Raw genomic sequence first — 12,328 nt, 5'->3', positions numbered from 1 at the left:
CAGCAAGGCGAAACTACAACTTTAGGTGTACAATCAATCTTAAGGGGTCAGTAGCTTCCGCCCTGGGCGATCAGTTCCTCGATCGTCATGGCGGCGGGAGCCGGCCGCGAAGCGGCAGGCGCCATGCTCGCGGCGATGCTGCGCGGCGAATGGCGCGGCAATGGCCTGGAGACGAACATGTCCTGGGTCTGCGTGGGGTTCTTGCGCTTCTCGTAGAAGGCGTTGCCGCCGGCGATGGCCACGTAATGCATGTTGTTGTACGGGTAGGAATAGCCGGCCGTATGGAAGAACATGGCGTTGTTGCCCACACCCGAATGCCGCGCACCGCGAAGCACCTTGCGTGCCGTGGCTTCAGCCAGGTCCCGTCCGGCGCCCATCGGCTTGGTGAGCACGCCGGGGGCGAACTGGTTTTTCTGGCCCACCACTCCGCACACGGATGGCGGATAGCGGCCCGAGTTCTTGCGGTTCATCACCACGGTTCCGACGGCGACCATCCCCTCCTCGCTGGAGCGGTTGGACTCGAAATACATGACCCGGGTCATGCATTCATGCTCGCTCATGGTCTGCCGCTTGACCGAGGCGCAGCCGGACACGAGCATGATGGTCGACAGAAGAAGAAGGGTCGGGGCGCCTAGCCGCATCGGAGGGGTTCCAGCCGTCGCAAACAGGCTGGCATTCTATCGACCCAGCCTTAACGCCGCGTTGACGCAACCGGTCTCATTCGACCGTTTCGGCCGCGTCGACGATGCGGAAGGCCGCCTGCGCCCTGCCCTGGAAATGATCGAGCGTCACCGACCCTGCCAGATGCAACGGCCTGTCGCCTCCGGCCAGAAGGCGCTCTGCCAGCGGCGTGCCCCCCGCCCGGAACGCCACGGCGGAGACGGCGGCGCCGTCCGCTGCCGCCAGGCGCACCCGGACATGGCCCCCTGCCCCGAAAAGCTGTGCATTCTGCACCCGGTGGCGCGGCATCGCGAAAACGGGCTGCGCGTGGCCCGCGCCATAGGGCCCGGCGCGGCGCAGGGTTTCGGCCAGCTCGAGCGTCAGGCCGCGCGCCGAGATGGCACCGTCGAGGCGAAGCCCGTCGGCATCGCGCAACGCCTCCACCTTGTCCGAAGCGGCCTCCTCCACGAAGCGTCGCAATTCTCCGAGCCGTTCGCGCCGGATGGTTAGCCCGGCGGCCATGGCGTGGCCACCGCCTTTCTCGAGAATGCCGGCCAGCACCGCCTCGCGCACCAGTCCGCCGATGTTGAAGCCTGCGATCGACCGCGCCGAGCCGCTGCCCTTGCCACCCGCATCGAAGGCGATGGCGATGGCCGGGCGGTTGAAACGCTCCTTCAGCCGTGCCGCGACCAGCCCGACGATGCCCGGATGCCAGTTTTCGCGCGCGGTGACGAGCACCGAAGGCCCGGGGCCGTCTCCCTGCTCGCCCAGAACCTCGAGCTCGGCCTGGTCCAGCATGGCGCGCTCCATCGCCTGGCGCTCTTCGTTCAGGAGATGGAGCTGGCCGGCGATCTCGTCGGCCTCGTTGATGTCGCCGACCGTCAGCAGCCGGCTGCCCAGCGCCGGATCGCCGATCCGTCCGCCGGCATTGATGCGCGGTCCGAGAAGAAAGCCCAGATGGTGCGACGAGATGGGCCCCGACAGGCGGGCGGCGCGCGCCAGCGCGGCAAGCCCGACATTCTGTTGAGCCCGCATGGCGGCCATGCCGCGAACGACAAATGCGCGGTTGAGGCCGACCAGCGGCACCACGTCGCACACCGTGGCCAGCGCCACGAGATCCAGCTCGTCCATCAGGTCGGGAAGGTTCGACGCTCCGCGCGCGCGAAGAACGCGCGATACGGAAACGAGCGTCATGAAGACGACGCCGGCCGCGCAGAGATGGCCGAGGCCCGACAGATCGTCCTGCCGGTTCGGGTTCACGACGGCAAGGGCCGGGGGCAACTCCGCCCCTGTCTGGTGATGATCCAGCACGACCACGTCCGCGCGCCCGGCCACGGCGGCGATGGCCTCGGGGCTGGTGGTGCCGCAATCCACCGTCACGATCAGGCTGGCTCCGGCATCGGCAAGGGCCGACAAGGCTGCCGGATTGGGCCCGTAGCCTTCGGTCAGCCTGTCCGGGATGCGAATCGGGGCCTCGATGCCGAGCCGCCGCAGATAGCGATGCAGCAATGCCGCGGATGCGGCGCCGTCGACATCGTAATCGCCGAAGATCGCGATCCGCTCTTTCCGCGCGATGGCGTCGGCGATGCGCGCCGCGGCCAGGTCCATGTCGGTCAGGGTGGACGGATCGGGCATCAGGTCGCGGATCGTCGGCGTCAGGAAGCGTTCCGCATCGCCGGGCGCGATGCCGCGCGCCGCCAGCACGCGCGAAACGATGTCGGGCAGGCCATGAGCCTGGCTCATCTGCGTGGCGAGCGCCTCGGAACGCGGATCGAGGGCATGGACCCAGCGCCGCCCGCCCAGCGAACGCTCGACGTTGAGGAAAATCCGCTCCGTACCGTAGGCCGACATCAGAGACCGAATTTTTCCCGGTCGTAATGGCGGGCGCGGATGTGGCGGACCGTGCGCGAATAGGAGCGCATCACCAGCGTATGCGTCTCGATGCGGTTGCCGTACATGCGCACGCCGTTCAGAAGGTTTCCGTCCGTCACGCCGGTCGCCGCGAAGATGACGTCGCCGCAGGCAAGGTCGTCCAGCGTGTAGATGCGATAGGGATCGTGTACGCCCATCTCCTCGGCGCGGGCGCGCTTCTCGTTGGTGTTGAGCTGCAGCCGGCCCTCCATCTGGCCCCCCATGCAGCGCAACGCGGCCGCCGCCAGGACGCCCTCCGGTGCACCGCCGATGCCCATATAGACATCGATCCCGGTCTCTTCCGGATCGGTCGTGTGGATGACGCCGGCCACGTCGCCATCGCCGATGAGGCGGATGGCGGCGCCCAGAGCCCTGATCTCCTCGATCAGTTGCGCGTGGCGTGGCCTGTCGAGGATGCAGGCGGTGACCTGCGATACGGGTACGCCCTTCGCCTCCGCCAGCGCGGTCAGGTTTTCGGAGGCGCTGCGACGCAGGCTGACGACGCCCGGCGGATAGCCGGGCCCGATCGCGATCTTCTCCATGTAGACGTCGGGCGCGTTGAGAAGGCTGCCCTTGGCCGCGACGGCGATGACGGTCAGCGCGTTGGGCAGGTTCTTGGCGCAGATGGTGGTGCCTTCGAGCGGATCGAGGGCGATATCGACGTCGGGCCCCTCGCCGGTGCCCACTTCCTCTCCGATGAAAAGCATCGGCGCCATGTCGCGCTCGCCCTCGCCGATGACAATGCGCCCCGCGATATGCATCTTGTTGAGTTCGCGGCGCATCGCATCGACGGCGGCCTGGTCGGCCGCCTTCTCGTCGCCCCGGCCGCGCCAGAGGGCCGCTGCGACGGCGGCGCGCTCCGTGACCCGGGCGATCTCGATGGACAGCACGCGGTCCAGCGGGCTTTGCCTTTCGCTTTCACTCATTGCCATGCCTCCCAGAAGGACCGGAACCGACGCCGTCAGGCCAGCTTTTCGATGCGGATCATGCGCGGGTCTCCCCGCAGGTGGCCATCGCGTTGCACGGCGTCGAGCGCCTTGCGCACCGCTGCCTCGGTCGTGTCATGCGTAATCAGGATGACGGGCGCAACGCCGCCATCCTCGTCCTCGCGGCGGCGCTGGACGATCGATTCCAGGGATATCTGGTTTTCGGCCATCCGCCGGGCGATGGCGGCGAAGGCCCCCACCTCGTCGGCGACCTGCAGCCGGATATAGTATCCGCCTTCGTGCGCCCGCATCCGCGCCCGGCGATAGGGCGCAAGCTGCTGCGGCGCGACGCCCAGCGTCGGAACGCTCGTGCCGGCGGCCACGTCCAGTATGTCCGACAGGACGGCGGAGGCCGTCGCGGCGCCGCCTGCGCCGGGCCCGGCAAGCAGGATGGAACCGAGAAGGTCGGTGTCCACGGCCACCGCGTTGACGACGCCGTCAACCCGCGCCAGCGCCGCATTGGCGGGTATCATCGTGGGATGGACGCGCTGCTCGATACCGGTATCGGTGCGCTGCGCAACGGCCAGCAGCTTGATGCGGAAGCCGAGTTCGGATGCCGCGCGGATATCTTCCAGCGTGATGGCCGAGATGCCTTCGATGTAGATCGCATCGAGGTCGATTTCGCAGCCGAAGGCCAGCGAGGTCAGGATCGCCAGCTTGTGGGCGGCATCGAAGCCGCCGATGTCGAATGTCGGGTCTGCCTCGGCATAGCCGAGGCCCTGCGCCTCGGCCAGCACTTCGGCGAAGGCTATGCCTTCGCGCTCCATCCGCGTCAGCATGTAATTGCAGGTGCCGTTGAGGATGCCGTAGACCCGGCTGACGCCGTTGCCGCGCAGGGCTTCGCGCATGGTCTTGATGATGGGTATGCCGCCCGCGACGGCCGCCTCGAACAGGATCGTCGTGTTGCGGCGGTGGGCGAGCTTGGCAAGCTGCACGCCATGATGGGCCAGAAGCGCCTTGTTGGCGGTGACCACCGGTATGCCGCGGTTGAGCGCGGCGCGCACGCTGTCCAGCGCCGGCCCGTCGGAGCCGCCGATCAGTTCGACATAGATGTCGATGTCGCCTTCGGCCGCCAGCTTCACCGGATCGTCGAACCAGGCCGCGGCCGAAATATCCACGCCCCTGTCACGGTCGCGGCTGCGCGCGCTGACGGCGGACAGCACGATTGCGCGGCCGATCGTATCGGAGAAATGCTCCCGCTTGCCGGCCAGGATACGCGCGACCGACGCGCCGACGGTGCCAAGCCCGGCCAGGCCGAGCTTCAAGGGGGAAGCCATCATGATCCTCTACGCTTTCACGCCCCCGGGACGAGACCGCCCGGGAGCCCTATCACTGGATTGCATCACGCGGATGTCCGGACGACCCGCGCCGTGACGCCGGCTCAGACAGCCGACGCCACCTTCTGCCCCGCCTCGTCGCCGCTTGCAAGAAACCGCCGGATATTGCGTGCGGCCTGGCGGATGCGATGCTCGTTCTCGACCAGCGCGATCCGAACGTGATCGTCGCCATATTCGCCGAAGCCGATGCCCGGCGCCACGGCGACATCGGCCTTTTCGATCAGGAGCTTGGAAAATTCCAGCGACCCCATGTCGCGGTAGGCCTCCGGTATCGGCACCCAGGCGAACATGGTGGAGGGCGGCGGCGGCACCTGCCATCCGGCGCGGCCGAACGATTCGACCATCACGTCGCGGCGATGATGGTAGATGTCGCGCGCATGGCGCACCACCTCGTCGCCGGCGTTGATGGCGGCGGCGGCGGCAACCTGGATCGGCGTGAAGGCGCCGTAGTCGAGATAGGACTTCACCCGCGCCAGCGCGGCGATCAGCCTTTCGTTACCGACGGCGAAGCCCACGCGCCACCCCGGCATGGAGAAGGTCTTGGACATGGAGGTGAACTCCACCGCGACGTCCATCGCGCCCTCCACCTGCAGCACCGACGGCGGCGGGGCCCCGTCGAAGTAGATTTCGGCGTAGGCGAGGTCAGACAGGATGATGATCTCGTTGCGGCGGGCGAAGTCCACCACTTCCCGGTAGAAGTCGAGATCGGCCTGGTAGGCCGTTGGATTGGCCGGGTAGTTGAGGATGATGGCGATCGGCTTGGGGATCGAGTGCCGCACCGCGCGGTCGATGGCCCGCATGAACTCCTCGTCCGGCCGCGCCGGGATGGAGCGGATCGTGCCGCCCGTCATCAGGAAGCCGAAGGCGTGGATGGGGTAGGTCGGGTTGGGGCACAGCACCACATCGCCCGGCGCGGTGATCGCCTGCGCCATGTTGGCGAAGCCTTCCTTGGAGCCAAGCGTGGCGACGATCTGCGTATCCGGGTTCAGCGTCACGCCGAAGCGGCGCTGGTAGTAGGCGGCCTGGGCGCGGCGAAGCCCGGCGATGCCCTTGGAGGCCGAGTAGCGGTGGGTGCGGGGATCGCGAATCGCCTCGCACATCTTGTCCACGACGAAACCCGGCGTCGGCAGGTCCGGATTGCCCATGCCGAGGTCGATGATGTCCACCCCGCGCGCCCGCGCCGCAGCCTTCTTGCGGTTGACTTCCTCGAAGACGTAGGGCGGAAGCCTGCGGACCTTGTGAAATTCTTCCATCGTAATTGTCCTTGCGCCGATTTGGGGTTCTTCGACCCGGCCATCCGAAGGACGGCAACAACGAGCATGACCGGGAAATCGTCCGGGGCAGCTCGCGTTGACGGTGTCGTTTGCGGGCGCTCCCCTCAGTTCGTCTGGGCCGGACCGGCTGCCCGCACACGGGCCGCGGTAGCCTGCAGTTCCGCGACGCTCTGCTGATAGCGCCCGGCGCTGGAGGGCGCGGCCCCGCGTGCGGCCGCGCCGGCATGGCGCTCCCGCGTTTCCGCGACCGTATCGTCGCCGACCTGGGCGGCGGCGGCGGTGGGATAGGCTCCGATGAGCGGATATCCGTTCTTGTCGAGGCGCTGGCTGGATGGGCCGGGGTCGATCCGGTCCAGTACGGGCGACAGGCGCAGCGGCGCGTCGTTCTGCGGAAGATAGCTCTGGCAGGCCGCGACGAGGGGCAGACACGCCAGAAGCGCCATTGCACCAGCCCTGCCCATCGACATCCGCACCATCGCGTATCCCCTTGCGTCTCCATCCTTCCATAATCGCCATGCGCGATGCAGGAAAGCGCAAATTTCATCGACGATGTCGGGCACGCCTGCGTGTCCGCCGCCCGAATCGGCGCTATAGTGGTGGGCAAAGCGCCAGGGAGACGCCGATGAGCCACACCGCCGACACGCTCGACGAAGGACTTGCGGCCTATGCCGTGAAGGATCCGGAAGCCTTCGCCCTCAACATGGCGCGCGCCGTGGAACAGGCGGGCAAGGCGGCGTCGGCATGGCTTGCCCCGCGCGAGAGCGGCGCGATGGCCGACCCGACCGGCGCCATCTACGCGGAGATGGCGGGCTCGCTATCGGAGGTCGCAAATTACTGGTTGTCCGAACCTGCCCGCGCCTTCCAGGCGCAGACGCGGCTGATGGCGGGCTATCTCGGTCTGTGGACCGCGGCGGCGCAAAGGCTGGCCGCGGCAGAGCAGCAAGCGGCGGAGACGCCGGCCGGCGTTCCCGACAAGCGCTTCTCCGACCCCGAATGGCAGAAGAACCTGTTCTTCGACTTCCTGCGGCAGGCCTATCTGCTGACGGCGCGATGGGCGCAGGACATGGTAACGGAAGCCGAGGGTCTGGATGCCGGCACCCGCCAGCGGGCGCGCTTCTATGTCGGGCAGATCCTGAATGCGATCTCGCCGTCCAACTTCGTGCCCACGAACCCCGAGCTCTACCGGCAGACCGTGGCGGAAAACGGCGAGAACCTCGTGCGCGGCATGACGATGTTCGCCGAGGACATGGCGCGCGGCGCCGGCACGCTCCGCCTGCGGCAGACGGACGGCGCCGGTTTCTCCGTTGGCGTCAACCTGGCCGCGACGCCCGGCGCCGTGGTGGCGGAAAACGACATCTGCCAGATCATCCAGTATGCGCCGGCCACGAAAACCGTCTTCAAGCGGCCGCTGCTCATATGCCCGCCCTGGATCAACAAGTTCTACATCCTCGACCTCGCGCCGGGCAAAAGCTTTATCGCCTGGCTGGTCGAGCAGGGGCACACCGTCTTCGTGATCTCCTGGGTCAATCCGACCGAGCGCCACGCCGCAAAGGACTGGCTTTCCTACATCGACGAGGGGATCGTCTTCGCGCTCGACACGATCCGCAAGGCGACGCGCCAGGCCGAGGTCAACGCGATGGGCTACTGTGTCGGCGGCACGCTGCTTTCGGCGGCGCTGGCACTTCTGCACGCCAGGGGCGACGACCGCATCAGGACGGCGACGCTGCTGGCGACCCAGGTGGACTTTACCGATGCGGGCGAGCTCAAGGTCTTCGTGGACGAGCGGCAGATCGCGGCCCTGGATGCGGCCATGGCGGCGTCCGGCACGCTCGACGGCGGCCATATGGCCACCGCCTTCAACCTTCTGCGGTCCCAGGACCTGATCTGGCCCTATGTGGTCGGCAACTACATGAAGGGCAAGGAACCGCCGCCCTTCGACCTTCTGTACTGGAATTCCGACGCCACGCGTATGACGCGCGCCAACCACTTGTTCTACCTGCGCAACTGCTATCTGGAAAATCGCCTGTCCCAGGGAAGGATGGAGCTGGACGGCACGGTCGTCGACATGTCCTCGGTGACGATTCCCGTCTACAGCCTCGCAACCAGGGAAGACCATATCGCCCCGGCGCGCAGCGTCTACGCCGGTGCGCTGGCCTTCGGCAGCGACGTCACCTATGTGCTGGCCGGCTCGGGCCACATCGCCGGCGTGGTCAACCCGCCGGCCAAGGGCAAGTACCAGTACTGGACGGGCCCCGCGCCCAGCGCCGGCACGGGCTTCGACGCATGGGCCGAGGCCGCCGCGGCGACCCCCGGTTCATGGTGGCCGCATTGGCAATCCTGGATCGAGCCGCATGCCGGACCGCGCGTCAGGGCGCGCAAACCCGGCATCGGCGGCAAGACCATAGAGCCCGCGCCGGGGCGCTACGTGCGCGGGGCTTGAAGAGCGGGCCCCGAGGTGCGACATGGGGGACAGCCAAATTCCATGCAAGCGCAGCGCCCATGACCACCTACCTCGAAGCGGAAGCCAATCCGCAACGCAATACCGGCAGCATCCGGCTTTACGACGAAGCCGCCTTCGCGGGCATGCGGAAAGCCTGCCAGCTCACCGCCCGATGCCTGGACGAACTCGCCGGGCTCGTGGCGCCGGGTGTACCGACGCAGGTGCTGGACGATTTCGTCTTCGATTTCGCCATGCGCAACGGGGCGCTGCCCGCAACCTTGAACTATCGCGGCTACACCAAGAGCACATGCACCTCGATCAACCATGTCGTGTGCCACGGCATCCCCAATGAGAAGCCGCTGAAGGAAGGCGACATCGTCAATATCGACGTGACGCTGATCGTCGACGGCTTCTACGGCGATTCCTCGCGCATGTATCCGGTGGGCAGGATCAAGCGGGCGGCGGAGCGGCTCTGCGAGATCACCTACCGCTCGCTGCTGCTGGCCATCGACGAGGTCAGGCCCGGTGCGCATCTGGGCGATATAGGCGCCGCCATCCAGGACTATGCGGAAGGGGAACGTTGCTCCGTCGTGCGCGATTTCTGCGGCCATGGCGTGGGGAAACTGTTCCACGACGCACCCAACGTCCTGCATTACGGTCGCCGCGGCGAAGGGGCGGAGCTCAAGCCCGGCATGATTTTCACCATCGAGCCGATGATCAATCTCGGAAGACCGCATGTGAAGGTCCTGTCGGACGGATGGACGGCCGTGACGCGCGATCGCTCGCTGACGGCGCAGTACGAGCATACGGTCGGCGTGACCGAGACGGGTTGCGAGGTATTCACCTTCTCGCCCGGCGGGCTCGACACGCCCGGCATCGTCGTCGACCCGATCAATCTCTGAGACGATCCTTCATGGTCAAGCGTGGACGGCGCGGCCTTGGCGAAGCGGCGGGTTTCGGGCTGGCGCGGCACGGCGTACCGACGCCGCACGAAGAGGTAGCCGCTCCCGCGCCGCCGGATGCGCCGCATTACGCCGGCCACCGGGACCGCCTGCGCGAGCGCTTCGAGGCGGCGGGCGCGGACGCCCTGCCCGATTACGAGCTTCTGGAACTCGTCCTGTTCCGCTCCATCCCGCGGCGGGACGTGAAGCCGCTGGCCAAGGCGCTTATCCGGCGCTTCGGCAGCATCGCCGACATCGCGGGCGCCAGCGTTTCGAGGCTCATGGAAGTGGACGGCATCGGCCACGCCACCGCGCTGGACCTGCGGATCATCGCGGCCTTTTCCAGCCGCGCGATGAAGGCCGACGTCGCCCGGCGCGATGTCCTGTCGTCCATCGCCAGCGTGATCGATTATCTCGGCGCATCGATGGGGCAACTCGGCCGCGAACAGTTCCGCATCCTGTTCCTCGACAACCGTAACGGCCTCATCGCCGACGAGGTGCAGCACGAGGGCACGGTGGATTATACGCCCGTCACCCCGCGAGAGATCATGCGCCGCGCGCTGGAGCTGGACGCCGTATCCATCGTGCTGTGCCACAACCACCCTTCCGGCGACGTGACCCCGTCGCTCGCCGATATCGACATGACCCGGCAGATCATCGGCATGGCGACGCCGCTCGGCATCCGCGTCCACGATCATATCATCGTGGGGCGCGGCAAGAGCCTGTCGATGCGCACGGAACGCTATATCGACTGACGGTTCGCGTCACTGCAGCAGGTGCTCGGAGCCGAAGCGAAGCTCGCGCGGGCGGATCAGCCCCTGATGCATGACGTGGACGGAGTGGATGGTGGCCTCGACCTCCGCCCGCCAATGGTCGAGAAACCTGTGCAGCCGCGGAAATTGCGGTGCGACGTCCTCGAACTGCCAAAGGAAGCTCTGCAGGAAATCCGGGTGGTCGGGCATATGATAAAGAACTTCCGCCGTGGTGGCGGAAAAGCCGGAAAGCATCTTTCGGAACGCGGGGTCTGCAACGCGACTGATCATGGACGCAACACTCCTCAAATGCGAAGCTGCGGACCTTCGGGCCGCACTTCAGGGATGCTGCGCCCAACCGTCCCGGCCAAGCCGCGCACCATCAGGTGCAGCGCAAGAATCTTCCCAAAGTTTCAGCCGTTCGGCAAGCGCCCTCCAGTAGACCGGATCGCCGCCACCGTATCGATGTCGCAACTTGCCGCCGCACCCAGTTCCACGAGGCGGACGGACGCATGATCGCGGATCAGCCGCCTTGCGCCGGCGTCCCCGGACAGCGTCCCGACCGCCGCCGCCATCGACGCCGGCAGGATGACGGGATTTCGCATCGCGCCATCATCCGTGGCGGCGACGACCGTTCCGCGTGCGAAGGCGGCGACGAGCGCATCGAAATGCACAGTTTCGAGAAGGGGCATGTCGGCCGGCACCATCATGACGCCATCGGCCGGCAAGGCGGCGGCGAAACCGAGCTGCACCGAAGCCGCAAGGCCCGCCTGGGGATCGGGGTTGATCACGACGCGCGTCGGCAGCCCCTGGATGGACGGCGCCAGGCTTTCGACGTCATGACCCAGAACGGTCGTGATGCGGACAAGGCGGCTGGCGGCGAGGCGACGGAGAATCCGCACGATCTGCGGAACGCCATCGTAGAGCGCCAGCAGTTTGTGATGCGGCGCCGTACGGCTGGAACGCCCCGCCGCCAGCAGGACCGCCGACACCTCATGCGGCGGCAACGGACCCACCGGCAGCAAGGTCGCGCACGGTGCGAGCGCGCGCAGCGATGAGGGACGCCAGGATCGACACAGCGATCTCCGGCGGCGTCACCGACCCGATGTCGAGGCCGATCGGCGCTTCGATCCGCGCGATCCCGGATGGATCAACACCCGCCGCGGCCAGCCTTTCCACCCGCGCGGCATGCGATTTGCGGCTGCCGAGCGCGCCGATGTAGAAGGCCGGCGAGGTACAGGCGGCAACAAGGGCCGGATCGTCGATATCCGGATTGTGGCTCAGCGCCACCAGGGCCGACTGGCCGTCCATAGGATGACGGGCCAGATGATCCTGTGGCCACGCCTCATGAAGCGGAAAGCCGTCGAAGCGGGCGACCGAGGCGAAGGCCCCGCGCGGGTCCACGATCTCGATCCCGAGTTCCGCCATCGCGGCCATCGCGGCAAGCGACTGCGCGATATGCACCGCCCCGACGATGATCAGCCTCGGCTGCGGCAGATAGACCTTTACGAAGACGCCCCGCTCGGGCAGGTTCATGCATGCGGCCCGGCTTGCCATGGCCTGCGCGATCTCGTCCGCGTGGTCGTCGCGGGAAAAGTCGTCGGCCATGACGAGGCGGTTGTCGCCCGATTCGAGGTCGGTGATCAGCGCCACGGGACGACGGGTCCGTCGCGCCTGGTTCAGTGCGGCCAGGATGGCGCGATCCATCAGGCGATCCGCTCGACGAGAATCCGGATGCGCCCCCCGCACGACAGGCCGGCCTGCCAGGCGCGCTGGTCGGAAACGCCGAACTCCAGAAGGCGCGGTCGTCCGTCGGCGATCACGTCCTGTGCCTCGGCGATCACGTCCGCCTCGACGCAGCCGCCCGAGACCGAGCCTTCGAACGCACCGTCGGAGGCGATCAGGAGATGGCTGCCGGCGGGCCGTGGAGACGAGCCCCATGTTTCGAGAACGGTGGCGAGCGCGGCGGTACGCCCCTCGCCCGTCCAGGCTTCGGCCAGTTCGAGAACGTCCATGCTGCGCGCCTT

Annotated in this window: 13 protein-coding genes; 3 read left to right on the top strand and 10 right to left on the bottom strand. The window is 67.4% G+C overall.

Features of this window, described 5'->3' with window-relative positions:
- Positions 1-47: 47 nt before the first annotated feature.
- The 6 genes from NDN16_RS16240 to NDN16_RS16215 all read right to left on the bottom strand — a co-directional run bounded on the left by NDN16_RS16240 (position 48) and on the right by NDN16_RS16215 (position 6,644).
- Positions 48-641, bottom strand: a complete 594-nt coding sequence (locus NDN16_RS16240; protein WP_251114510.1) for a cell wall hydrolase — start codon at positions 639-641, stop codon at positions 48-50.
- Positions 642-717: 76 nt separating this feature from the next.
- Positions 718-2,511, bottom strand: a complete 1,794-nt coding sequence (recJ, locus tag NDN16_RS16235; RefSeq protein WP_251114509.1) for a single-stranded-DNA-specific exonuclease RecJ — start codon at positions 2,509-2,511, stop codon at positions 718-720.
- Positions 2,511-3,503 (bottom strand): class II fructose-bisphosphatase, encoded by a 993-nt coding sequence (gene glpX, locus NDN16_RS16230; RefSeq protein WP_251114508.1) that lies wholly within the window; start codon positions 3,501-3,503, stop codon positions 2,511-2,513. Before glpX ends, recJ begins: the two co-directional genes overlap by 1 nt.
- A 29-nt stretch (positions 3,504-3,532) precedes the next feature.
- A complete protein-coding gene (locus tag NDN16_RS16225) occupies positions 3,533-4,834 on the bottom strand; it encodes a homoserine dehydrogenase (protein WP_251114549.1) in 1,302 nt (433 codons plus the stop codon).
- 104 nt (positions 4,835-4,938) lie between these two features.
- A complete protein-coding gene (locus NDN16_RS16220) occupies positions 4,939-6,147 on the bottom strand; it encodes an LL-diaminopimelate aminotransferase (RefSeq protein WP_251114507.1) in 1,209 nt (402 codons plus the stop codon).
- 125 nt (positions 6,148-6,272) lie between these two features.
- Positions 6,273-6,644: a hypothetical protein gene (locus NDN16_RS16215; RefSeq protein WP_251114506.1), complete on the bottom strand. Its 372-nt coding sequence runs from the start codon at positions 6,642-6,644 to the stop codon at positions 6,273-6,275.
- Positions 6,645-6,790: 146 nt separating this feature from the next.
- On the opposite strand from NDN16_RS16215, the gene NDN16_RS16210 reads away from it, so the two are divergent.
- The 3 genes from NDN16_RS16210 to radC are packed head-to-tail and all read left to right on the top strand — an operon-like array spanning position 6,791 to position 10,304.
- Positions 6,791-8,608, top strand: a complete 1,818-nt coding sequence (locus tag NDN16_RS16210) for a PHA/PHB synthase family protein (protein WP_251114505.1) — start codon at positions 6,791-6,793, stop codon at positions 8,606-8,608.
- Positions 8,609-8,667: 59 nt separating this feature from the next.
- Positions 8,668-9,510: a type I methionyl aminopeptidase gene (map, locus tag NDN16_RS16205; protein WP_251114504.1), complete on the top strand. Its 843-nt coding sequence runs from the start codon at positions 8,668-8,670 to the stop codon at positions 9,508-9,510.
- An 11-nt stretch (positions 9,511-9,521) separates the two neighbouring features.
- Positions 9,522-10,304: a RadC family protein gene (gene radC, locus NDN16_RS16200; RefSeq protein WP_251114503.1), complete on the top strand. Its 783-nt coding sequence runs from the start codon at positions 9,522-9,524 to the stop codon at positions 10,302-10,304.
- 9 nt (positions 10,305-10,313) lie between these two features.
- Here radC and NDN16_RS16195 read toward each other — a convergent pair whose 3' ends face one another.
- The 4 genes from NDN16_RS16195 to NDN16_RS16180 all read right to left on the bottom strand — a co-directional run bounded on the left by NDN16_RS16195 (position 10,314) and on the right by NDN16_RS16180 (position 12,316).
- The gene (locus NDN16_RS16195; protein WP_251114502.1) at positions 10,314-10,592 is read right to left on the bottom strand and encodes an usg protein; all 279 of its coding nucleotides are present in this window, start codon (positions 10,590-10,592) and stop codon (positions 10,314-10,316) included.
- Between the two features lie 122 nt (positions 10,593-10,714).
- Positions 10,715-11,308: a nucleotidyltransferase family protein gene (locus tag NDN16_RS16190; protein ID WP_251114501.1), complete on the bottom strand. Its 594-nt coding sequence runs from the start codon at positions 11,306-11,308 to the stop codon at positions 10,715-10,717.
- Complete coding sequence (locus tag NDN16_RS16185) at positions 11,295-12,008, bottom strand: XdhC family protein (RefSeq protein WP_251114500.1); 714 nt, start codon at positions 12,006-12,008, stop codon at positions 11,295-11,297. The genes NDN16_RS16190 and NDN16_RS16185 overlap by 14 nt, the downstream gene beginning before the upstream one ends.
- Entirely contained in the window at positions 12,008-12,316 is a 309-nt protein-coding gene (locus tag NDN16_RS16180) for an XdhC family protein (protein ID WP_251114499.1), read from the bottom strand. Before NDN16_RS16180 ends, NDN16_RS16185 begins: the two co-directional genes overlap by 1 nt.
- Positions 12,317-12,328 lie beyond the last annotated feature (12 nt).

This window comes from Aureimonas altamirensis, assembly GCF_023702225.1.
Lineage (GTDB): Bacteria > Pseudomonadota > Alphaproteobacteria > Rhizobiales > Rhizobiaceae > Aureimonas > Aureimonas altamirensis_B.
The sequence above is the reverse complement of the archived record's forward strand: the minus strand, read 5'-3'. Positions and strand labels throughout refer to the sequence as shown.

Coding starts and splice junctions, on each gene's coding strand:
- NDN16_RS16240 (WP_251114510.1), bottom strand. CDS start 641: ATGCGGCTAGGCGCCCCGACCCTTCTTCTTCTGTCGACCATCATGCTC.
- recJ (WP_251114509.1), bottom strand. CDS start 2,511: ATGTCGGCCTACGGTACGGAGCGGATTTTCCTCAACGTCGAGCGTTCG.
- glpX (WP_251114508.1), bottom strand. CDS start 3,503: ATGGCAATGAGTGAAAGCGAAAGGCAAAGCCCGCTGGACCGCGTGCTG.
- NDN16_RS16225 (WP_251114549.1), bottom strand. CDS start 4,834: ATGGCTTCCCCCTTGAAGCTCGGCCTGGCCGGGCTTGGCACCGTCGGC.
- NDN16_RS16220 (WP_251114507.1), bottom strand. CDS start 6,147: ATGGAAGAATTTCACAAGGTCCGCAGGCTTCCGCCCTACGTCTTCGAG.
- NDN16_RS16215 (WP_251114506.1), bottom strand. CDS start 6,644: ATGGTGCGGATGTCGATGGGCAGGGCTGGTGCAATGGCGCTTCTGGCG.
- NDN16_RS16210 (WP_251114505.1), top strand. CDS start 6,791: ATGAGCCACACCGCCGACACGCTCGACGAAGGACTTGCGGCCTATGCC.
- map (WP_251114504.1), top strand. CDS start 8,668: ATGACCACCTACCTCGAAGCGGAAGCCAATCCGCAACGCAATACCGGC.
- radC (WP_251114503.1), top strand. CDS start 9,522: ATGGTCAAGCGTGGACGGCGCGGCCTTGGCGAAGCGGCGGGTTTCGGG.
- NDN16_RS16195 (WP_251114502.1), bottom strand. CDS start 10,592: ATGATCAGTCGCGTTGCAGACCCCGCGTTCCGAAAGATGCTTTCCGGC.
- NDN16_RS16185 (WP_251114500.1), bottom strand. CDS start 12,008: ATGGATCGCGCCATCCTGGCCGCACTGAACCAGGCGCGACGGACCCGT.
- NDN16_RS16180 (WP_251114499.1), bottom strand. CDS start 12,316: ATGGACGTTCTCGAACTGGCCGAAGCCTGGACGGGCGAGGGGCGTACC.